The 22,715-nt window shown below is 57.0% G+C and carries 19 protein-coding genes; 16 read left to right on the forward strand and 3 right to left on the reverse strand.

Annotation, left to right across the window (positions count from 1 at the left end):
• Positions 1-392: sodium/proton-translocating pyrophosphatase (locus tag JN12_RS04070; protein ID WP_211360499.1), on the reverse strand; the 392-nt coding region annotated here is incomplete at its 3' end.
• A 235-nt stretch (positions 393-627) separates the two neighbouring features.
• On the opposite strand from JN12_RS04070, the gene JN12_RS04075 reads away from it, so the two are divergent.
• From JN12_RS04075 to mce, 13 genes are all read left to right on the forward strand, one after another.
• Positions 628-1,086, forward strand: coding sequence for a Fur family transcriptional regulator (locus tag JN12_RS04075; protein ID WP_145018593.1), 459 nt, complete (start codon positions 628-630; stop codon positions 1,084-1,086).
• Positions 1,087-1,118: 32 nt separating this feature from the next.
• Positions 1,119-1,229: a rubredoxin-like domain-containing protein gene (locus JN12_RS04080; RefSeq protein ID WP_145018596.1), complete on the forward strand. Its 111-nt coding sequence runs from the start codon at positions 1,119-1,121 to the stop codon at positions 1,227-1,229.
• 49 nt (positions 1,230-1,278) lie between these two features.
• On the forward strand, positions 1,279-2,493 hold the full coding sequence (locus JN12_RS04085) for an FprA family A-type flavoprotein (RefSeq protein ID WP_145018599.1): 1,215 nt from the start codon (positions 1,279-1,281) through the stop codon (positions 2,491-2,493).
• 52 nt (positions 2,494-2,545) lie between these two features.
• Entirely contained in the window at positions 2,546-2,926 is a 381-nt protein-coding gene (locus JN12_RS04090) for a desulfoferrodoxin (protein WP_145018603.1), read from the forward strand.
• A gap of 111 nt (positions 2,927-3,037) precedes the next feature.
• Positions 3,038-4,297: a lactate racemase domain-containing protein gene (locus tag JN12_RS04095; RefSeq protein WP_145018606.1), complete on the forward strand. Its 1,260-nt coding sequence runs from the start codon at positions 3,038-3,040 to the stop codon at positions 4,295-4,297.
• A 63-nt stretch (positions 4,298-4,360) separates the two neighbouring features.
• Complete coding sequence (locus tag JN12_RS04100; protein ID WP_145018609.1) at positions 4,361-5,746, forward strand: FAD-binding oxidoreductase; 1,386 nt, start codon at positions 4,361-4,363, stop codon at positions 5,744-5,746.
• A 198-nt stretch (positions 5,747-5,944) separates the two neighbouring features.
• Positions 5,945-7,252: a (Fe-S)-binding protein gene (locus JN12_RS04105; RefSeq protein WP_145018612.1), complete on the forward strand. Its 1,308-nt coding sequence runs from the start codon at positions 5,945-5,947 to the stop codon at positions 7,250-7,252.
• 322 nt (positions 7,253-7,574) lie between these two features.
• Positions 7,575-8,138 (forward strand): helix-turn-helix domain-containing protein, encoded by a 564-nt coding sequence (locus JN12_RS04110; RefSeq protein WP_145018616.1) that lies wholly within the window; start codon positions 7,575-7,577, stop codon positions 8,136-8,138.
• Positions 8,139-8,225: 87 nt separating this feature from the next.
• The gene (locus JN12_RS04115; protein WP_145018619.1) at positions 8,226-9,950 is read left to right on the forward strand and encodes an acyl-CoA carboxylase subunit beta; all 1,725 of its coding nucleotides are present in this window, start codon (positions 8,226-8,228) and stop codon (positions 9,948-9,950) included.
• A 171-nt stretch (positions 9,951-10,121) separates the two neighbouring features.
• Positions 10,122-13,001 carry an ATP-binding protein gene (locus JN12_RS04120; protein WP_145018622.1) on the forward strand — a complete coding sequence of 960 codons (2,880 nt, stop codon included), beginning with the start codon at positions 10,122-10,124 and terminating at the stop codon, positions 12,999-13,001.
• 44 nt (positions 13,002-13,045) lie between these two features.
• Complete coding sequence (locus JN12_RS04125) at positions 13,046-13,681, forward strand: dTMP kinase (protein ID WP_145018625.1); 636 nt, start codon at positions 13,046-13,048, stop codon at positions 13,679-13,681.
• A 120-nt stretch (positions 13,682-13,801) separates the two neighbouring features.
• Positions 13,802-15,457: an acyl-CoA mutase large subunit family protein gene (locus JN12_RS04130; RefSeq protein WP_145018628.1), complete on the forward strand. Its 1,656-nt coding sequence runs from the start codon at positions 13,802-13,804 to the stop codon at positions 15,455-15,457.
• A gap of 92 nt (positions 15,458-15,549) precedes the next feature.
• Positions 15,550-15,954: a methylmalonyl-CoA epimerase gene (gene mce / locus JN12_RS04135; RefSeq protein WP_145018632.1), complete on the forward strand. Its 405-nt coding sequence runs from the start codon at positions 15,550-15,552 to the stop codon at positions 15,952-15,954.
• 203 nt (positions 15,955-16,157) lie between these two features.
• On the opposite strand, the gene JN12_RS04140 is transcribed toward mce, so the two are convergent.
• Complete coding sequence (locus JN12_RS04140) at positions 16,158-17,495, reverse strand: hypothetical protein (RefSeq protein ID WP_145018635.1); 1,338 nt, start codon at positions 17,493-17,495, stop codon at positions 16,158-16,160.
• A gap of 126 nt (positions 17,496-17,621) precedes the next feature.
• Positions 17,622-18,107, reverse strand: coding sequence for a hypothetical protein (locus tag JN12_RS04145; RefSeq protein ID WP_246125745.1), 486 nt, complete (start codon positions 18,105-18,107; stop codon positions 17,622-17,624).
• A 764-nt stretch (positions 18,108-18,871) separates the two neighbouring features.
• Here JN12_RS04145 and JN12_RS04150 point away from each other — a divergent pair.
• From JN12_RS04150 to JN12_RS04160, 3 genes are all read left to right on the forward strand, one after another.
• Positions 18,872-19,774 carry a GGDEF domain-containing protein gene (locus JN12_RS04150; protein WP_145018641.1) on the forward strand — a complete coding sequence of 301 codons (903 nt, stop codon included), beginning with the start codon at positions 18,872-18,874 and terminating at the stop codon, positions 19,772-19,774.
• 49 nt (positions 19,775-19,823) lie between these two features.
• On the forward strand, positions 19,824-21,944 hold the full coding sequence (locus tag JN12_RS04155) for an LssY C-terminal domain-containing protein (RefSeq protein WP_145018643.1): 2,121 nt from the start codon (positions 19,824-19,826) through the stop codon (positions 21,942-21,944).
• Positions 21,945-22,049: 105 nt separating this feature from the next.
• Entirely contained in the window at positions 22,050-22,652 is a 603-nt protein-coding gene (locus tag JN12_RS04160) for a phosphatase PAP2 family protein (RefSeq protein ID WP_145018646.1), read from the forward strand.
• The last annotated feature ends 63 nt before the right edge of the window (positions 22,653-22,715 follow it).

Genomic DNA, 22,715 nt, shown 5'->3' on the forward strand with positions numbered 1-22,715 from the left:
ATGCCGGTGATGGCGCCACCCTTGAAGGCGACGTTAAGGGCCTTGTGGATGCCGGATTTCGCTGCCTCGGTGGTGCGGATGTTGGCCCGGACCGAGACGAACATGCCGATGAAGCCGGTGAGGCCGGAGAACAGGGCGCCGACGGCAAAGCCGACAGCGGTCTTGGCGCCGAGGGTGGCAAAGAGCAACACGAACATGACCACGCCGACCACGGCAATGATGGTGTACTGGCGCTTCATGTAGGCGCTGGCACCCTCCTGGATGGCGGCGGCGATCTGTTTCATCCGCTCGTTGCCCTGGGGAAGCCCGAGTATCCACTGGGCCGAGACCAGGCCGTAGGCGATCGCTGCCACGGCACATGCCAGGGCAAAGTAGACTGCATACTGTTCCATTGCGAAAAAATCCTCCTTCTACGAATATCTCCAACCAAAAAGGTTTGGGTGCCCAGAAACGCAGAATGGTTAAAGGAAAAGGGCCTGATTGTCAACTCCTTAATGTGTCTATTGAAAAAAATCTTCCCAACAACATTGCATAGATTTTCAAAGCAGGTATACTCAACCCGATACACTAATAATGGGAATCATTCGGGCTCGGCACATTAAGCCGAATGGGATCAGGTTGCAATTCATGCATGACGCCATGAAAATCAAGGTCGAAACCAAACTTCAGTCCCTTGCCTCAGTCTGTCGCGCCCAAGGCCTTGCCTTGACTGTCCAGCGCAGGGTGATCCTCGAAAATCTTGCCGGACGGACCGACCACCCGACCGCGGACCAGATCTATTCGGCCATCAAGGACCGGCTGCCCGGCATCTCTCGGACAACGGTATACCGTGTTCTCGAGGCATTCGTCGACCTGGGGATCATCCAGCGGATCAGCAACCCCGGTGCCACGGCCCGCTTCGATGCCGATACCAAGCGCCATCACCACCTGGTCTGCCAGAAGTGTCAAAAAGTGAGCGATCTCATGAGCAGTGCCCTGAACAACCTCCCCATCCCGTCAGCGGATGAGGCCGCATTCCACATCACCGACTACTCGATCACCTTTACCGGAACCTGTCTCGACTGCCACGCCGGACTATCTGCCTGACGCCAACAACCAACGGAAAAGGAGCGTAGCCCATGAAAAAATGGCGCTGTGTCATCTGCGACTACATCCACGAAGGCCCCGAACCGCCGGAAACCTGCCCGGTCTGTGGCGCAGGTGCCGACCAGTTTGAAGAAGTGACCTGATTAACAAGTGCTGTCCCGTTCCGACGGGCCTCAGCGCAGGAGGGATTTGATGAAACCTGTTGAACTTGCCAGCGACATCTACTGGGTTGGTGCCGTTGACTGGGCAGTCCGTGATTTTCACGGTTACGAAGTCCCCCGCGGCACCAGCTACAACAACTATCTGATCATGGATGACGAAGTCACGCTCATCGATACGGTCAAGTACGACTTTGCCGACATCACCCTGAAGAACATCCAGAGCGTGGTGGAGCCGTCCAGGATCAAGCATGTGATCATCAACCATATCGAGAACGACCACGCCACCAGTCTCGATCGGATAATGGAGCTCGCCCCCCAGGCGACCATCTACCTGACCGAAAAGGGACGCAAGGGACTGGAGCGGTTTTACTACAACACCAACTGGAACATGAAGGTGGTCAAGACCGGCGACACGCTGAAGATCGGCAAACGCACCCTCCGGTTCATCGAATCGGCCATGCTGCACTGGCCCGATTCAATGATGACCTATGCCGAGGAAGACAAGATTCTCTTCTCCCAGGATGCCTTTGGCCAGCACATCGCCTCGGCCTCCCGTTTCGAGGACGAGTACATCGCTTCGGCATCGCAACCGGAACTGGACGATGCGGTGATTGACTACTATGCCAACATCCTGATGCCCTTTGGCGCCCTGATCAAGTCCAAGATCGCGGAGATACAGAAGCTCGGGCTGGAAATCGCCATGATCGCCCCGGATCACGGGGTCATCTGGCGTAAGAATCCCCAGCAGGTACTTGGGCGCTACCTGGAGATGGCCAACGGCAAGGCGAACCTGAGTGTGGCAATTGCCTACGACACCATGTGGCAGAGCACCGAGAAGATGTCGGTACCGATAGCGGAAGGGATCAAGGCCGAAGGGCTCGACGTGAAGGTCGTCAAACTGCGGGCCACCCCCATGAGCGTGGCCATCAAGGAGTTCTGGAAATCCCGCGGCACCTTGATCGGCTCCCCGACCCTGAACAATATACTCTATCCGTCGGTGGCCGAATTTCTCACGCATCTCCGCGGCTTGCGCCCGAAGAATCGTATTGTCAGCGCCTTTGGCAGCTACGGCTGGGGTGGCGGAGCGGTCAAGGAGGCGATCGAGGAGGCGAAGAAGATGGGGCTGGAAACGGTGGAGCCCGGAATCCAACTCCTCTACCGGCCGTCCATCGCGGATGAACAGGCCTGCTTTGAGTTTGGACAGAATTTTGCCCGGCGGGTCAAGGCGTACCACGAAACCATCTGATCGGGATATGCATTACCGGTGTCAAACGTGACAAGTACAGGAGGATTTCAGTATGGCTAAAAAGTTGGAAGTATACAAATGCGCTCTCTGCGGAAACATTGTCGAAATATTCCTTGCCGGCGACGGCGAACTGGTCTGCTGCGGTCAGCCGATGCAGCTGCTGAAGGAAAACACCGTCGACGCATCCAAAGAAAAGCATCTGCCGGTTATCGAAAAGGGCAGCGCAGCCATCACGGTCAAGGTGGGAAGCGTTCCCCATCCCATGGAGGAAAGCCACTACATCCAGTGGATCGAACTGATTGCCGACGGCAAGGTCTACCGGGAAATGCTGAAGCCGGGGCAGGCCCCGGAAGCCACCTTCAACATCTCGGCCGGCCAGGTGACGGTGCGCGAGTACTGCAACCTCCACGGCCAATGGTCTGCTCAAGGATAACGGTTAACTCCTGACCAATCAGCATCGTCAAGGGGGGGCACTGCTCCCCTTTTTCCGTTCAAACTCGTAGATCTTGCCCTTTTCCAACAGGACCGGTATGATGAGGACGCTATGGAACTGAAGTACGGCGACACCGCATTCCCCCTGCAGTTACCCGAACGGCATCTACGGGGTGTCATCCAGGCGCGCCCCACGCTGCCGACCGAATCACCCGAAACCATCATTGACCAGGCTCTCGACGCCAACGCACCGTTCTTTGCCTCACTGCATTCCGGTCAGCGGGTGGTCATCGTCACGTCCGACATTACCCGCTATACCGGCAGCGAGGTCTACCTGCCGCGACTGGTTGCCGGGCTCAATCGGGCAGGGATCGCCGATGCCGCCATCACGATCATCATTGCCCTTGGCATCCATCGTAAACAGACCGAACACGAACACCGCAAGATTCTCGGGTCCCTTTTCGGCCGGATTCGCGTCCTTGACCACGACTGCGACGATCCGGGCCGTCTGGTCCATATCGGGGTAACAACGAATGGTATCCCGGTGGAGATCAACCGGAGGGTGGCAGAGGCAGAGGTAGTAATCCTCACCGGCACCATCGGTTTTCACTACTTCGCCGGTTTCGGTGGCGGCCGCAAAAGTATCCTCCCCGGCGTTGCCAGCCGCAGAAGCTGCATGGCCAGCCATTTTGCCGTGCTCAACCACGGCGAGGGGGCCGGCAGAAACCCTCTGGCCACGACCGGCAACCTTGAGGGGAACCCGGTCCACCAGGCAATGATGGAGGCGTGTGCCATGGTCAAACCCGCCTTCATCCTGAACACCGTTCTTGCCCCGGACAAACGGCTTATCGCCGCCTTTGCCGGTGACTGGCAGGAAGCGTTTGCCGCGGGGAGCCGCACCTATGCCGAACAGTTCAGCTACCCACTGGCGGAGCAATCCGACCTGGTGGTGGTTTCCTGTGGTGGCTTCCCCAAGGACATCAACCTGATCCAGGCCCACAAATCCATGGAATACGGCTGCCAGGCACTCAAAGAAGGCGGCGTCATGATACTGCTCGCCCAGTGCCGGGATGGCTACGGCAACGCCACCTTCTTCAACTGGTTCCGCTTCCGGGAACTGTCCGCGTTTGAAGCCCATCTCCGACATCATTACGAAATCAATGGCCAGACAGCCTACGCAACCCTGCACAAAGCCCAACGATTTCAGGTGATACTGGTATCTGACCTCCCTCCTGAAGAGGTACGGACCATGCAGATGACCCCGGCAAAGGGCCTTGACGAAGCGTTGGCCCTGGCGGAACAGATGCTTCCGCACGATTATTCCGCATATGTCATTCCCGAAGGAGGAACGGTTTTACCGGTGGTGATGTAGGGGCAAACCTTGTGTTTGCCCGATTTCAGGGCGATCACAAGGATCGCCCCTACAAGGAACGTCATGCTCAATTCGCGAATCATACAGGGACTGAAACAAATCGTCGGCGCGGAAAACGTTGCCACCGACCGGCAGGACCTGATCTGTTACGGTTACGACGCCACCCAGATGGAATTCCGCCCGGATGCCGTCGTTCATCCGGGGAGTACGGAAGAGGTCGCCAGGATTCTCAAGCTGGCCAATACCGAAAAGTTTCCGGTCTTCCCCCGCGGTGCCGGCAGCGGCTTCACCGGTGGCGCGCTCCCCAAGGGGGGGGGTATCGTCCTGGTGGTGACACGGTTGAACCGCATACTGCGCATCGACACGGAAAACCTCATCGCCGAGGTGGAACCGGGCGTGGTCACCGAGCAGTTCCAGATCGAGGTTGAAAAACTGGGGCTCTTCTACCCGCCCGACCCGGCATCCCTCAAGTTCTCCACCCTGGGCGGCAACGTGGCCGAGAATGCCGGCGGTCCCCGCTGCGTCAAGTACGGTGTGACCCGCGACTTCGTCATGGGGCTTGAGGTGGTACTGCCGACGGGCGACATCATCCGCACCGGCGGCGAGACTTACAAGGGGGTGGTGGGGTACGACCTGACCCGCCTGCTCTGCGGATCGGAAGGGACCCTCGGGGTGATCACCAAGATCATCTTCAAGCTGCTGCCGTTGCCGGAAGCAAAAAAGACCATGCTCACCATCTTCGACTCCATCGACGGTGCAGCCAAGGCGGTTTCCACCATCATCGGCAACAAGATCATTCCGACAACCCTGGAGTTCATGGACTACGCGACGCTGCAGTGCGTCAACAAGCGGTTCAACCTGGGGATTCCCGATAGCGGGCGGGCGGTGCTGATCATCGAGGTGGATGGCGACCGGGACCTGATCGAGAAGCAGGCGACCCGTATCCAGGAGCTGATCCAGCCTTTGGGACTGGTGGAGTGCAAGGTGGCAAAGGATGCCGCCGAGTCCGAGGCGCTCTGGAAGGTACGGCGCCTAGTGTCGCCCTCCCTTCGGGACGTGAACCCGGACAAGTTCAACGAGGACATTGTCGTGCCGCGCTCCAGGGTGCCGGACGTCATCCGGGTGATCGACGGGATTCAACAGAAATACGACATCCCGATCGTCAATTTCGGCCATGCCGGCGACGGCAACATCCATGTGAACGTCATGATCGACAAAGCTGTGCCGGGACTGGAGGCGAAGGCCCATGAAGCCATTGCCGAAATATTCCAGGCAGCACTGGACCTTAACGGCACCATGTCGGGCGAGCACGGCGTGGGCCTGGCCAAGCAGCCGTACATCCACCTGGAACTGAAACCGGCCCAGGTGGCGGCGATGCAGGCGATCAAAAACGCCCTGGATCCCAATAACATATTGAATCCCGGCAAGATGTTTCCGGTGACGGGATAATGCCGCACTTTTTACACAGCTGCTCCCGTCCCGGAGGGACTGAAGACCTGTAGCCGGGGGATTCATCCCCCGGTCTCCGATTCGGATAAATCCAGACGTCACGTACGTGACGAAAATTTGCGCAATCAACGGGACCCGGCGATAAATCGCCGGGCTATCTGCATTCTGTCCCTACGGGACGTCATAGGCCACTTCATAATGAATCAGCAAGTGAACACCGACGCAATCAAGCGTGTCGAAAACGAACTGAAGAAATGCGTCAAGTGTGGCGCCTGCCGGGCGCACTGCCCGGCATTCACCGCCTTCCAGCGTGAGCCGGCCGTGGCACGGGGCAAGGTGGCGCTGGCCCAGCACCTGCTGACAGGGGACATCCAACTGGACGACCAGACCTATCTGGCCATGTCCAAGTGCCTCCTCTGCGGCAGCTGCGTGGAGAAGTGTCCCAACGAAGTGCCTACCGACGAGATCGTCATGGTTGCCCGCGAAGCGCTGGCCCGGCAACGGGGGCTCACCACCTTCCACTCGGCCGTGGGGCGGGTGATCCGCAACCGGTCGTTGATGAAGTTCGGTGTGGCAGCGGCCCGGATTCTCGGCCCCCTCTTTTTCCGCAAGGTGCCTGAGACTTCGGGCTTACGGCTCCGGTTTCCACTCCCCTTTGTCGGAGGCAAGCGCCACATTCCCCCCATTGCCAGGAAGCCTTTTCTGGAGCGGCACCCCGAACTGATCCCCGGAGAGCCCGGTAAGCCGCGCATCGTCTATTTTGTGGGGTGCATGACCAATTTCTGCTACCCGCAGGTGGGAGAGGCCGCACTGGCGCTGTTCAGGCATCTCGGGTGTACCGTCATCATTCCCAGGAACCAGCAGTGCTGCGGCCTGCCGGGAATGTCCGGCGGGGACCTGGACACGGTGCGGGGACTGGCGGAAAAGAATCTGGCCGAACTGGAGCGTTTTGACGCCGACTACATCATGACCGCCTGTGCCACCTGCGGGGGGGCACTGCACAAGTTCTATCCCAGCCTGGTGGGGAAGAGGCACCCGGAACTGGCGGCCCGGCTCAAGGCAATTGCCGCAAAGACCGTCGACGCATCCCAGTTGCTGCAGCAGCTGGGATTGAACCCCGAGGAGACCGGAGCCGGCGGTGACGTGCGCATCACCTACCATGACCCGTGCCACCTGCGGACCCGGGCCATCACCAGGCAGCCGCGGGAACTGCTAAGCGCTACCCCCGGGGTCGACCTTGCCGAGATGGAGGGGGCCGACAAATGCTGCGGCCTCGGCGGGACCTTCAATGTCTATCACTACGAGAGTTCTCTGGCCATCAACCGGATGAAGAGCGCGGCCATTATCAATACCGGTGCCCGGGCCGTCGTTACCGGCTGTCCCGGCTGCATGATGCAGCTTTCCGACGGCCTCAAACAACAGGGCAGTGGCGTCAGGGTGCTCCATACCCTGGAGATCCTGGCCCGCAGATTGACCGTGCCGGCTGACAAACGGAAACAACGTTGAGCCGCGACATTCATGACCGGACGCAAGCCCCCCCAGGTTTGCGTCCGGTCATGAAAAAATAGTAGTCTGACAGTTTCCGCACCCCCTCCCGGGGCCCTTCCCGCCAGGCCCATATTTCAGTCAAATCAAAAATCCCCCGGCCTCCACGCCCAATCACCGCGCAGACAACGTTAAACAACTTCCCCTCTTTTCCTTTGTGCATGCCATTTTAGCCTGCTTGTGTATACAAAATAACTATTGACAGTTTTTGGCTATTTGAGTATTTTTAGCCGAAATAAAAACCAGTTTTACTGCAATCCATGTAGAACCGGAGCATTGACAGATGACCGACTACAATATCGGGGCAAAGATCAAAAGGCTGCGCCTCGCTAAAAAACTCACCCTTCAGGCGGTTGCCCGTGAAACCGGCTTCTCGCCCGCACTGATCTCGCAGATCGAGAACAACAACGTCTCGCCTCCCATCGCCACCCTCTCCAAAATCGCCAAATTCTTTGACGTGAAGATCGGTATCTTCTTCACCGAGGACGAGGAAGAGTACCGTTACGAGGTGGTCCGCAAAGAAGAACGAAAGATGATCCCACGCGTCATCTCGCGGGCCGGCACCAACCAGGGCTACTCATACGAATCCCTCTCCTTCCGCAAGCAGAACAAGAAAATGGAACCGTTTCTCCTGACCGTTTCGGAGAAAGCCGTGGAAGAAAACACCTACAGCCACGACGGTGAAGAGTTTCTCTTCGTCATGAAGGGGACAGCGGAACTGCTCCTGGAAGACGAACGGATCACGCTCCATGAAGAAGACTGCGTCTACTTCGACTCTTCACTGCGCCATCGCCTCCTTTCCAAAGATGGCAATGAAGTCAAGGTGCTGGCGGTCGTTACCAGATAATCTTTGATTCGCGGTGTCAAGAGCTGTCCGCTCTTGAACCGAAATTATTTGCGGTACTTAATCCCATGAACCGGAAGGAAGTCCGAGATGTCGAAGAATGCGATCAAGCCCCAGCTGAAGAACCCGTTTGACCCACCTGAGAAAGTCGAATTCACCATCCCGGGCGAGATCTCCCGGGTGACCGGCGGCTACGAAGAGGCGATGAAGGAGGGGTATGACCTCATCCAGCGCCCTATCAAGTCGGTCAAGATCGATCAGATCGAAAAACAGCACTTCAAGAAGCGGATGACGGTCTGGGAGCGGCTCAAGGTGCTTTCCGACCAGACTCCCAACGTGCTGTACCAGAACTGGGGCAAGAACCTGGACGGCGCCTCCCTGGTGACCGCCATCCTCAACATCGGCGGCCGCGACGTGGCGGTGTACGGCCACGACTTCACGGTCCGCGCCGGTTCCATCGACGCCACCAACGGCAGCAAACTGGCCCGGCTCTTCAACATGGCCGGCGAGAAGGGGATCCCCCTCATCGGCATGAACGACTCGGCCGGCGCCTTCGTGCCGGCAGGGGTCGGCGGCCTTGACGGCTACGCCGAGGCGTTCACCGCCCTGCGCAAGATCAGCGGCGTGGTTCCCTCCATCATGTGCATGTTCGGCTTCAATGCCGGCGGCGGCTCTTACCTGCCGCGTCAGGGGAGCTTTGTCATTCAGCCCAACGACACCTTCTTCGGCCTCACCGGCCCCGGCGTGGTCAAGTCGGTCCTGGGCGAGGACATCACCCCGGAAGAGCTGGGAGGACCAAAAGTACACGGCAAGTCCGGCGTGGCCGACCTGACCGTGGCCGACGAAGTGGGAGCACTCAGGACCGCAGTGCGGCTCCTCTCCTACATACCGGACAACAGCGGCGTTGGCGCCCCCTTCCAGGCGACCAGCGACCCGCTCGACCGCAAGACCTGGGAGATCAACACCCTGCTGAAGAAGGCCTTCAACTCGCCGACCGGCTTCAATACCCCGTTCGACGTTTCCATCGTCATCCAGCAGATCTGCGACCACGGCGACTATTTCGAGCTGCAGCCGGAGCGGGCCAAGGAAGCGGTTACCGCCTTCGGTCGTGTGGGCGGACAGGTGGTCGGCTTCGTGGCCAACAACTCGGCGGTCTCCTCCGGCCAGATCGACTGCGATTCGGCGGTGAAGATCGCCCGCTTTGTCCGCTTCTGCAACATCTACAACATTCCGATCATCTTCATGGAAGACACCACCGGCTTCCTGCCGGGACGCGAGCAGGAATCCCGCGGCATCGTGCAGGCCGGCCGCTCCATGCTCGATTCCATCGTTGACGTCCGCACGCCGCGGATACTGCTGATCCTGCGCAACGCCTACGGCGGCGCCTACGCCTCCTATAACAACTACCCCACCGGCGCCGACCTGGTGCTGGCGCTTCCCACTACCCGCCTGGCGGTCATGGGGCCTGCCGGCAAGGAGTTCGTCTATAAGGACGATCTCCGCAAGATACGCGCCGCCGCTGCCGACCTGGTTAGGAAGGGGACCGAGGAGCGGATCAAGTGCGGCATGGAAGGGGCTGCCGCCAAGCAGGATGCGGAGAAGGAAGCGGCAGAGTGGCTGAAGGGCCAGGAAACGGCGCTGAACCAGCGGTACGAAAAAGAACTGATGAACCCGAAGGAAGGCCTGGCCCTGGGCTCCATCTCCTCCATCGTCATGCCCACCGATCTGCGTCAGGTACTGGGAGAAAACATCGCCTTCCTGATGCGGCACTACAAGCCGGCACCGATGGGCGGCCCGCAGCGCGAGTTCCACTAAATCAACATTCAATAAACACTGAGCAACAGAGCAACGGGGAAAAGGACATAAAAATTATTCGATAGTCTTAACAGCAAGGCAGTAGTTTGGTTCTTAAGGTTCAAAACTCAGTTGCTCAGTTGCTCTGTGTTTTAAGCAAATTTTATATCTTTGAATTGGAGATAGATACCAATGACCGACCTGTATATGAACAACCCCCTGATTCACCGGGACCGCCAACTGGGCAAATCCCCGTCCGAATGGGTCCGGACCTTCGCCTGTGAGGACCTGAAACCCCTCATTGTCTGTCGTGGCCCGATCCGGAAGGAGGCCATGGATGTATTTGAAGAGATGGGGATCTCCCATTACGGTATCCTCCTCTCGGAGAAGGACTCCATCGTCTACGCCAACGCCCTTGCCCCTGAACTGCGCCAGCTGACCGATTCCACCCGTGTCCACCGCGTGCCCGACTATACCGGTGCCAGCAAGGAAGAGCGGGTCGAGCGGATCGGCCAGATCATCCAGATTGCCAAGGACAACAACTACGACTCCGTCTTCGCCGGTTACGGCTTCATGGCCGAGGATGAGGAGTTCGTTGCCGAGATCGAAAAGGCCGGCCTGTCGTTCATCGGCCCCAATTCCCGGACCCAGGCCGATGCCGGCAAGAAGGACGAAGCCAAGCGGACCGCCCTTGCAGTCGGGGTCAGCGTTACGCCGGGGATCAACAACGTCACGGCCCGCACCCTGGTCAGGAAGCACCCGACCCGGGAGAAGCTGCTGGCCCTGGCAAAGACCGAGGGGATCGAACTCGACGCCAAGCTGCTGAAGGATGCCAAGCTCTCCCTGGAAGACCTGGCTGACGAGATCCTCTATGCCTCCTACGAGAAAGGGCTCGACCTCTACTCCATCGAGGAACTGAGTGCCCAGGTACAGATTGAAGTGGAGAACATGTTCAAGGAGTACCCGGGGAGCAGGATCCGCCTCAAGGCGATCGGCGGCGGCGGCGGCAAGGGTCAGCGGATTCTCGGCGCCTCGCTGTTGACGGCCAAGAACCCGACCGACAAGCAGATCAAGGAAGCGGCCGCCGAAACCCCGACCCTGGTACGGGAAGTGCTGAACGAGGTCAAGGCCAACGGCGTCGGTGACAACAAAAACGTCCTGGTCGAGCTGAACATCGAACAGACCCGCCACAACGAGATCCAGCTGCTGGGGAATGGCGAGTGGTGCGTATCGCTGGGCGGCCGCGACTGCTCCCTGCAGATGCATGAACAGAAGCTGCTGGAAATCTCCGTGACCCAGGAAGGTCTGGCCCTAGCCATCGAGAAGGCCAAGCAGGCGGGTCGCAAGGCCGAAGTGAAGGCCCTTGAGAGCGACCTGAAAGTGCTGAAAAGAATGGAGGATGACTCCACCAAGTTCGGCCAGGCCGTGGGGCTCGATTCCGCCTCCACCTTCGAGTGCATCGTTGACCGGGACCGCTACTACTTCATGGAGGTAAACACCCGGATACAGGTGGAGCACCGGGTGTCCGAACTCTGCTACTCGCTCAAGTTCACCAACCCCAAGGACAAGAACGATTTCTTCATCGTCGAGTCGCTGGTGGAGGCCATGGCCCTGCTGGCACGGCACAAGAAGCGGCTCCCCAAACCGGAGCGGATTCCCCGCTTCAGTGCCAGCGCCGAGGCCCGCCTCAACGCCACCGATGCGTCACTGTCCCCCCACGCCGGCGGCATGATCCGGTACTGGTCCGCACCGATCGAAGGTGAGATCCGCGACGACCAGGGGATCTGCCTGGTAAACCCGGACACCGGCATGTTCATGCGCTACAAGGTGGCCGGCGCCTACGACTCCAACATCGCCCTGCTCCTCACCAAGGGGGAGGACCGGCTCGCCAGTTACCAGCACCTGGCAAAGGTGCTCGGCAAGACCACGCTCAGGGGCTCCGACCTTGCCACCAACCTGGAATTCCATTACGGCCTGGTCAACTGGTTCCTCGGCCAGAACGTCATGGCCAAGCCGACCACCCGTTTTGTCGTGCCGTACCTCACCCTGGTCGGCCAGCTGAAGGAAGAGGCCGGCAAGCTCGACACGGTGGCGGCATTCATCCAGCTGAAGAAACACTATGCCAAGAAGATGGCCGAGCAGTTCCCGGACGACGCCACCATCGGCAAGAGCATGTCGCAGATCCTCGACCGCAAGGGAACCCTGGTTACCCGTCCCATGGACAAGCTGCTGGAGGACCCGCACCTCCTCTCCGGCTGGCTCTCCCTCAACCGGAACAACTTCACCATGGAGAAGGGGAAGGTGGTCTGGCATGACAACCCCTTTGTCATCCTGGCCGACACCTATGAATACCTGAACATGACCTTCGACCCATCGGCTCCGGCAGCCGAGGTGATCTGGAACCATGACAACGACCTGCTCCAGAATGGCCTGCGTTTTTATGCTACACTGTCCGAGCGGTTCAAGCTGGGAATGCATGAGTTTGACAAGCTCTCGTCTCTGCTGGAAAAGGAAAAACCGCAAGTAGGGTTCTCGGCCGAGGAGTGGCTTGAGATACAGTCCGCCCATATGGGATTCGAGGCCGGCCTGGAACTGCTCGGCATGCTGTTCATCATTGCCGACAACACCAAGTTCTGGGCGTTCAAGGTAGAAGACGACCTTGAGGTCACGATCCCCGACTACCTGCACGACGCCGACCTGCAGACCCGGATGAAGAAGGTCCTGGTGCCGCCGCCGGCCACCAAGGCCGACGAGATCGTCGCCATCTGCGGCGGGATGTATTATGGTCAGGAGGCCCCCGGCCTGCCGCCGTTCACCCAGGAAGGGATGCATTTCGAGAAGGGCCAGGCCCTGTACATCATCGAGGTCATGAAGATGTTCAACACGGTCCGGGCGACCTTCTCCGGCACCATCGAACGGATTATCATGCAGGGGGCGGACGGCAGCATCGTCCAGAAGGGGCAGCCGCTGTTCAAGGTCACGCCTGACGAAAAGTTCGTGGAAGTTGACCCGGAAGAGCTCAGGCAGCTCAAGCGGGAAAATACCTTCGCTTATCTGAAGGCAATCATCTAGTTTTCATCCGTGAACGTCCGGATGGATACTACCAGGAGGATATCGTGAGAAAAGGGAAATTCATCGTTATCGAGGGGATCAGTGGCTCCGGTCAGCAGGTCAAGGCAGCCATCGTCGCCTTGCACAAGGCCCTGGTCGAACTGAAATACGACGTTGTCGAATGCGCGAACCCTGATTCCGGGCGGGTCAAGGAGTTGGGCATGGCGTCGATGCTCAACTGGCCGTTCGGGAAAAACGCCCGGGCCGACTTCATGTTCGAAGGCGCAGTACGGACCGAGATCTTCAAGAACATTGTCGAGCCGGCGTTGCAACAGGACAAGATCGTGCTCTGCAAGCAATCGAGCATCTCCTCGCTGGCCAATGCCTGGGTGAGCGGCTACACGAAGCATTTTGACGTGCTGCGCCATCTGGACAAGATATCCCGGGGATTCCTTTTCGAAGACGAGATCTACCCAGACCTGACCATCTTCATTGATGTGCCGGCCGAAGAAGCCCATGAGCGGGTCGAGGATGTGCTGCAGATCCACCACGAGGGTGGCCTCGAATATTATCAGCAGATGCGGGACTTCTATCTCAAGGAAATCCACCGCTGGCGCGGGGTCAGGGTCGATGCGCCAACGGACCGAGATCCGGACGAGATCACTGCCGAGGCACTGGCTTTGGTTAAGGCCATCCTCTGACCCACATTCACAGCTTTATGAAATGCCCTTACATCCCCTTTTCCCTGCCGGCATTGCGGTTGATTCGCGGTTAGGGGTAAAGGGGATGTTTGTCATTTATCGCCATCGAAGGAGAACGCTATGAGCATCGTTGACAAGAAAAAGAGCTGGCAGGAAACCGTTGTTGCCAAGAATATTGCCAAGGCCCCGGAAAGAAAGCCGCGCTTTCTTACTTCCTCCAACATCGAAATGGACCGTTGTTTCGCGCCGGAATTCGAGTATCCGGGCTATGACGAACAGCTGGGCTTCCCCGGCCAATACCCGTTCACCCGCGGCGTGCAGCCGACCATGTACCGGGGCCGTTTCTGGACCATGCGCCAGTATGCCGGGTTTGGCACCGCCAGGGAGTCGAACGAGCGCTACAAGTACCTGCTAAACGCCGGCCAGACGGGCCTGTCCGTTGCGTTCGACCTGCCGACCCAGATGGGATACGACTCCGACCACGGCATGAGCCAGGGCGAAGTCGGCAAGGTCGGGGTGGCCATCGACTCGCTGGCCGACATGGAGGTCTTGTTTGACGGCATTCCGCTGGATAAGGTCTCCACCTCCATGACCATCAACTCCACGGCGGCGATCCTCCTGGCCATGTACATCGCCGTGGCCGAAAAGCAGGGGGTCTCGCCGGACAAGATCTCCGGCACCATCCAGAATGACATCCTCAAGGAGTACATGGCCCGCGGCACCTACATCTACCCCCCCAAGGAGTCGATGCGGATCATCACCGACATCTTTGCCTACTGCAAGGACCATGTGCCCAAGTGGAACACCATCTCCATCTCCGGCTACCACATCCGCGAAGCCGGCTCCTCGGCGGTACAGGAGGTGGCCTTCACCCTGGCGGACGGCATCGCTTATGTGGAAGCCGCCGTCAAGGCCGGGCTGGATGTTGACGAGTTTGCCCCGCGGCTGGCCTTCTTCTTCAACGCCCACAACAACCTGCTGGAAGAGGTGGCCAAGTTCCGGGCGGCCCGTCGCATGTGGGCCCGGATCATGAAAGATCGCTTCAAGGCCAAGGACCCCAAGTCCCTGATGCTCCGTTTCCATACCCAGACTGCCGGCTGCACCCTCACGGCCCAGCAGCCGGACAACAACATCATGCGGGTCACCATCCAGGCCCTGGCCGCAGTGCTGGGCGGCACCCAGTCGCTCCACACCAACTCCCGGGACGAGGCCTTGGCCCTCCCCACCGAGGACTCGGTGCGGATCGCCCTGCGCACCCAGCAGGTCATTGCCTACGAATCCGGGGCTGCCGACTCCATAGACCCGCTGGCCGGAAGTTTCCTGGTGGAATCCCTCACTGACCAGATCGAGCAGGCTGCCACGGCCTACATCGAAAAGATCGACCAGTTGGGCGGTGCAGTGGAGGCGATTTCCCGCGGTTTCCAGCAGAAGGAGATCCAGGATTCGGCCTATGCCTACCAGAAGGGGATCGAGACCAACGACATGATCATCGTCGGCGTCAACAAGTTCACCGTCGAGAACGAGACCGCACCGGAACTGCTTAAGGTCAAGGAGGAAGTGGAAATCGCCCAGAAGAAGGGGCTTGCCGAAACGAAGGCCGGGCGCGACGAAGCCACGGTAAAGACGACCCTTGCCGAGTTGGAGTCGGTAGCCAGGGGGACGGATAACGTCATGCCGGCAATTCTGGCAGCGGTCAAAAGCTACGCCACCCTGGGTGAAATCGCCGACGTCTTCCGTGGTGTTTTCGGCAAGCATACGGAGACGGTAGTTCTTTAAATTCCTGAAACATAAGACGCGAGACGTACGACGTGACACGCTGTTACGTCTGGCGTCTCGCGTTTCACATCTGACGCTGTACCGGAGGTATCATGCTTTCCAAGATCAACCACATCGGCATTGCCGTGCAATCCATCGACGAAACCCTCCCCTTCTATCGCGACAACCTGGGCATGACCTGTGCCGGCCTGGAGGACGTCGCCGAACAGAAGGTGAGGGTCGCCATGCTCGCCATCGGCGCATCGAAGATCGAACTGCTGGAACCGACGTCACCGGACAGCCCGGTGGCTACGTTCCTGGAAAAGAACGGTCCCGGTATCCACCACATCGCCTATGAGGTTGCCGACATCGAGGCTGCAATCGCCAGGCTCCAGCAGGACGGCGTCAGGATGATCGATACCGTGCCGAGAAACGGCGCCCATGGCACAAAAATCGCTTTTGTGCACCCCAAAAGCAGCTCAGGTGTTCTGACCGAGCTTTGCCAGTCAGGGCACTAACGATAGATTCTCTTCGTAAACTCAACTGGCTAGCTCCGGAGACCTTCGCTTCCAACCAGCATCACCCGGACCTGCGCCATCAGGTAACGACCCGCCTCCCCGCTATTGGCCACAAACCATGGCAACCTGAATAAAGAAAAAGGCGCCTCCCTGTTGAGTCAGGAGGCGCCGAATCACTGCATTTCAATCGTTATCAGATTATTCTAGAAGAAGTAATAAAGCGCCAGACGCCCCACATTGGCATGGCCTGAATCAGAAGTTCCTACAGAATTATTACCGTACTGCGTGTTGAGGTTCTGGTACTCAGCGGCAACCCTTACCGCCGCATTCAGATCATAGGCGACATTGGCAAAGACCTGGGAGAATGACTTTTCAAAATTGCTGATTCCTGCATAGCTGGCATAGTTGTAGGCGTTTCTCTTGCCGTACCCGGCGGTGATCCCCAGATCCTGCGTCGGGTAGAAGATCACTTGACCGAACAGGCCGTACCCCTTGGCGGGAGCAAAGTTCTTAGTTACCGTGCCGGCGGTCGCGCCAATTCCACCAGAGGAGTTCAGGTTGGCCGCCATGTAGGCCTGCCCTTCAAATGAAGCGGTCATGGTCCGGTTCTTACCGTCTTTTGATTTCAGAACAGGGACAAACGTGTAGAAACCGTACCCCCAGTTATCCACTCGACTTGAAGCTCCCGCAACGTCCTGGTTGCCGTAGAGCCCGAACACACCGGCGGTCAACGAATTCATCGGCAGACCGTAATAGCCCGGGGAGACCCCGAGGGCATTGCTGACCAGCATCGCCTGGCCGGCCATGTTCACCATCGACCCCCAGGAATCACCGGTGGTTCCGGTTTGGGCATTCGAATCCTGTACCGGGTTCTGCACGCCAGCCACCAGTTTCAGGGCCGTGCCGGCACCGAGGTCCACCTTCTGGGTCACACGAATCTGTGGCACCCTGGGATTGTTTGGTGCTCCAGTGTTTGCCCCGGAACCGAAATCAACTGTCGAACCAACAATCGGACCGAAAATGTCGTACGCCTGGCCGAACAGTACCTGGGTATTGGCCCAATCCAGGGTCGCATTTGCGAGGCGCAGCCTCATTGTAGCGGACTGGTTTGCAGCCTGGCTGGGTGCGCCTTGTCCGTAGAAATCCGCCTCTATGAGGGCGCCAGTTTTGGCCCCGAGAAACGTGGGCCCGGCGACCTTGAACCAGATGCGCGATTGGCGGGCGGTAAAGATTGACTGGTCCTGCTGTGCAGCAACGGAACTGCTCTTGGGCATGCCTGGTTGCAACGCTCCGAGGGCTCCATTGTTCCCGAAGTTAGACGAGTTATAGGCATAATCAAGCTTTACAAAGCCGCCAATCGAGAGATCGAATTTGCTCTTTACCGGGGAGCCCATCTTGCCGTAAATACCGGGTGCCACCTCACAGTTTGGCTGAAAATCGCAGTTGTACACCGGTGGTGCAACCTGTGGAACTTCCTGGCTCAGGGCCGGAGACGCAAGCAACAAACTGGTAGCAACCGAAACCGATATCTTTTTAAGCATAGCCACCTCCTGATTTCATTGTTAAAAGTAGTGTGGAATAATGCCATTAACAAATCCCCGCGGTGTCTCGTTGCATTAGCTTGTGATGTTTCACCTCCTTGTTTTTCTGTAACGTGCGGGCCAGATTTACTCAGGGTATTCAACCCCTACCAAGTCGTTAAGCCGCACCTGTCCTCCCGGTTTGATAAGGCCATAGCTCCCCTTGGCGCCGACATAGCCAACAATCTCAACAGTTCCCACCAACTCTCCCCGGGCAAGGCCGAGCCCTTCGACTATGGTTCCCCCTCGATATATTTTCAGCTTCTGCCCCGGAACAATTCCGGCCTCACTGCCGATATTGAAGTAGACCTTCTCACCATCCACAGCTACGACCATGCCAAACCTGGGAATGAACGCCGCAGGCTTCCCTGCCAACCCGGTTATCCCGGCTTGCTGGGGTGTTGCCGTGGGAGCGGAAACTGCAGCAGCTGTGCTGCCACCGGTCACGGCTTCATACCCCCGCTTCACCAACTCACCACCACGAGGAACCCCGCTTTCCACATACCGCCGCGGTACCCATATCGTCGCGGGGGCATTGGGGGACATGGTAAGTGCGGGGTTTGGTACTTCCACGTAACCCTCTGTTCCAGCCGACTGGCCTTTGGTGCTTGCACAGCCAGCGATCAGGACGAACAACAAAAGGGCAAGTATTCTACCGTGCAGATCGTTACCGATTGTTTTGAAATGATGCATTTTTACCTTTCCTTTATGGGGTATTAAGTTTTTTCCACTTGAGGGATACCTTGATGCTGGTGCACCTCGCCACAGCCTTTAAATTTGTAACCATGTTTTATGTCTTGGCTGGAATGAAAAAAAAGCCCGGATACTTGAATCCAAGAGCCAGGCACTGTGCTTATCAATACTTTGGATTTCAATACCATGTTTTGCAATGACTTGTCTAGCTTAATTTGCGCTAGGAGATTCAGTCGAAATGGATTTTGCTTACGCATGTATTGAAATAATACCTGGTTTTTAACTCATTGACTTTGCAACAAAATCAGCTTTGGGTCAATCGGACATCCCGCCCAAAGGCTGTCGCAAAAATCCAAAACAGGCAATGAGAACCGGATACGGCTGTTAATGGACCAAGATCTTGTTCACCCATTTGGTGAAGCCTCCTGACGGGTAATCTGCTTTGCTGTCGAGATGTTACAACCTTTTTGGCATTTCAACTGCCGTTTTTGGAATTTACCCGTCCTACCCGATTGCAAGATGCTCTTTACCCGCAGCTATCCCTCTGATAACATCCAATGGCCCGCGTAGATCATCATGAAATCAATTGAGCTGTTGTAGAAGGTCAGAGTGAAGCTGGACCGGGATTGCGAGGATTGTCGCATATGTATGAAAGATATTACCGCAATCTCTTTCACTTTTTTGAGAGCCGCTCGAAGGTGTTTCACGTGATGCTCAGCGTTCTGCTGGGAAGCGGTATCGGATACCTCGACTACGTGACAAGCGACATTGATTTCGTCCTCTTTTATATTGTTCCCATCTTTCTTACCACCTGGTTTGTCGGCAAAAACGCGGGGAGAGCTGCGAGCGTTCTCTCATGCATCACAAGCTTCGGTGTAAACATGGATACTGCGTTAGCAAAAAGTACCGCAAAACATATGGCCTGGGATTTTACTCTGGACATGCTGTTCTTTATATTTTTGGGGTTCATGTTCCGGATGCTTCGGGAGAAATATGATGAAGTGAACAATCTGGCCTTGCGGGATCCACTTACCCAGGCACTCAATCGGCGCAGCCTGACAGAACTGGCTGAGTATGAACTGCTCGCCTCCAGGCGTCACCGCCGTCCCTTTAGCATAGCCTTTATTGACCTCGACAATTTCAAGACGGTCAACGACCAGTTAGGCCACAATGTAGGGGATCGTCTCCTTCTACGGATTGTTGACGTTATGAGGAGCACCGTCCGTAGCACCGATCTGGTGGCCCGAATGGGTGGAGATGAGTTTGTTGTCGCATTGCCCGAAACCGGTACTGAACAGGCCAGGAAGGTATTCGACAAATTGCGCGAAGCACTGCTGGAGTCAATGGCTGCCGAAGATTGGCCCGTGACCTTCAGCATCGGCGCGGTGACCTGTGAATGGCCCGCCTGCTCATTGGACGCTATTCTCAATAGGGCCGATACGCTTATGTATCAGGTGAAATCTCTGGGTAAAAACAGCATTATTCATGACGTTGTCGGCGAACGGCACTCGGCCGACAGCCCGGATGTAACGCCTTCTGAGGACTGAATGGGGCCGAATCTGGGTCGGTATTGCAACGTATGACAACAACCAAGCCATGGAAATCATCAACAACCTTCTCCCCCAAATAGGGCACTTCCGCATACAGGGATACTGGCTCGTCCTGCTCGCCTCTTTGCTGGAATCACTGGTGCTGGTGGGCGTAATCGTTCCGGGGGCTGTTTTAGTCGTCTTCGCCGGAGCTTTGGCCGCACAGGGATATTTTGATCTCGGCGATCTCATCTGGTTTGCCGCCGTCGGCGCGGTCCTGGGCGATGGGATCAGCTTCCTGCTTGGGCAACATGGAACCGGATTGTTCAAAGAAACGAACAAGGTCCTCAAGGCAAGCTACCTGGAGGCAGGAGAACAGTTTTTTCGTAAACATGGTGCCAAAAGCATATTTCTTGGGCGTTTCATCGGTCTTGTCCGAGCCGTCATCCCGTTTGTTGCCGGGCTGTCGGGGATGGCCGCCAAGCGGTTCTATCTCTGGAATATCCTCAGTGCCTTTGCCTGGGCCGCTTCCCACCTCCTTGCCGGCTACTTTCTCGGACAGGCGTGGCAGATGGTTGAGGTATGGACAAGCCGCGCCGGCATCTTTCTGACGGCGCTGATTCTGGTTCTCTTCTGTGCCAACCTGCTCAAGCGGTTCATCGTGAAACAGGGTGGGCAGCTGTTGAATCTGTGCCGGTCACTATGGCTTTCAGTTACCCAGGCCCTCATCACCAATCCCGATGTGGCAAGGCTCATTGCTCGTTATCCCCGGTTCTTTTCCTTCGCCAATGCCAGGCTGGACAGAGCCCGCTTCTCCGGTCTGCCGTTAACCCTGCTGGGCATCGCTTTTCTGTACACCCTACTGCTCCTTGGCGGCATCATCGAAGACATGCTGGCTCTTGACCCGATTGTTGCAGTTGATACACGGCTTGATAATCTCCTCTATTTTTATCGAGCCGAGATGCTGGTCAAAGGATTTCTCTGGATTACCCTGTTGGGGAAGGCCAAGGTTGTTCTCAGTGTGGCAACGCTCTTCACGGTTCTTTTCTGGATACGGAAAAACCGTGAATTCATCCTGCCGTTCTGGCTAACACTAGCCGGAAGCGGCGTCTTCAGCCTACTCGGGAAGTTGGCATTCCACCGGCAGCGACCGCTTGGCATCAGTGTCTTTACTGAGGCAAGTTTTTCCTTTCCTAGCGGTCATGCGACCATCGCCGCCGCGTTTTATGGTTTCATCGTGTATTACTTGTGGAGGCAGGCGCAAAACTGGAACATACGGCTGAACCTTTTGTTTGGCGGCAGTGCGCTTATTCTGGCAATCGGTTTCAGCAGGCTGTACCTGGGGGTCCATTTCTTGAGCGATGTGCTCGGCGGCTATTTGCTCGGGTTCCTGTGGCTCATACTTGGTATCTGTATGGTTGAAAGGCATCTTTTTGCCAGGAGTGGCATGCAGGCGCCGGAATGCTCGTCGTTCTCGGTAAGGCTAACGTCCGCAGCTCTCATACTCGTCGAATTGATCTTCTATATCCATAGTGGGTTACATTACAACCCGACACGTAACAGTGTTGAAAACCTTGGGGCGACAAAGTCAGTCAGCATGGATGTTGTCAGTGGTTTTGATCGTTACCGGCTTCCCCGCTTCACCGAATCCATATCTGGCAAGCAACAGGAACCCTTGAACATCATTATTGTCGCCAGGGACGATGCTTCGCTGGTGAGCGCTTTCAAGGTTGCTGGCTGGCAACCGGCCGATCCGGTAACCATCGGTACCGTCGCAAGAACGGTAAAGGCACTCCTCGGCACCGAAAGCTATCCAACCGCACCTCTTACCCCTTCATTCTGGAACGGTAGCATCAATGATTTCGGATTTGAAAAGCCGACTCCGGTGCACACCATGCTCCAACGCCACCAAGTCCGGCTCTGGAAAACTGATTTGGTGACGACCGGCAAGAGCTGCGTTTTTATCGGCACGATCAGTCTTAATGCGGGACTGAAATGGGGATTGATGCACAAGATGAAACCGGATATTGACTCCGAGCGAGATGCGCTTCTCAATGACCTGCTTCTTGGCGGCAGGGTAACAGCTTACTACAAGAACAGATTTGTTGCGCCACTCTCAGGTCGCAATTTTGCTGGTGACATTTTTTCCACTGATGGCTATATATGCGTAGTGATTATTGATTATTGATTAATGGCTGTCATCGCCATGTGATTTCGTTCCTGCTGTGGTTCAAGGTAGGCACAGTAGGCAACTCCTCAAGGAAGTTAGTCAAACAGAAGGAAGAATGGCTACATGGAACAGATAGAAATGTTGAATCGTGCGCTTTTCCTAAAGATCAATGCATTACCGGACACCGCTCCGTGGGCCATCGGGGTAGCAAAGGTGGTTGCCGATGACCTTATCTACATAATCCCGGCATTGCTGATCATATATTGGCTATGGGGCAGTGAGGCGAAGCGATCATTGGCACTTAAAGCGTGTCTTGTCGCCATGCTGGGTGTGGGGATTAACCAGCTTATCGGTCTGGCGTGGCAGCATCCGAGACCCTTTATGATCGGTTTGGGGCATACATGGGTACCGCATGTAGCGGATTCATCGTTCCCCAGTGATCATATGACGGTATTTGTCGGTATCGGCATTAGTTTACTGTTTGGTGGCGAGGTATTGGCGGGGATACTTACGCTGGTCACCGGCATGGCTGTAGCATGGTCCCGCGTATTTCTCGGAGTGCATTTCCCCCTTGACATGATGGGCTCAATCGGCATGGCATCTCTTTCCTACACGCTGATTTCGCCAGTATGGCGGCGTGTGGGTAACACTGTGACCACACTCATAGAAATGTTGTATCGAAGTATCATGGCTAGGCCAATTGAGAGAGGTCTCATGCGGCGCTGAAAGCGACAAAGTTGTTTTAGTAGACTCACATGAAAAAAGGCCGCATTGCTGCGGCCTTTTTTC

Origin of the sequence: Geobacter argillaceus (assembly GCF_007830735.1) — a bacterium.
GTDB classification, from domain to species: domain Bacteria; phylum Desulfobacterota; class Desulfuromonadia; order Geobacterales; family DSM-12255; genus Geomobilibacter; species Geomobilibacter argillaceus.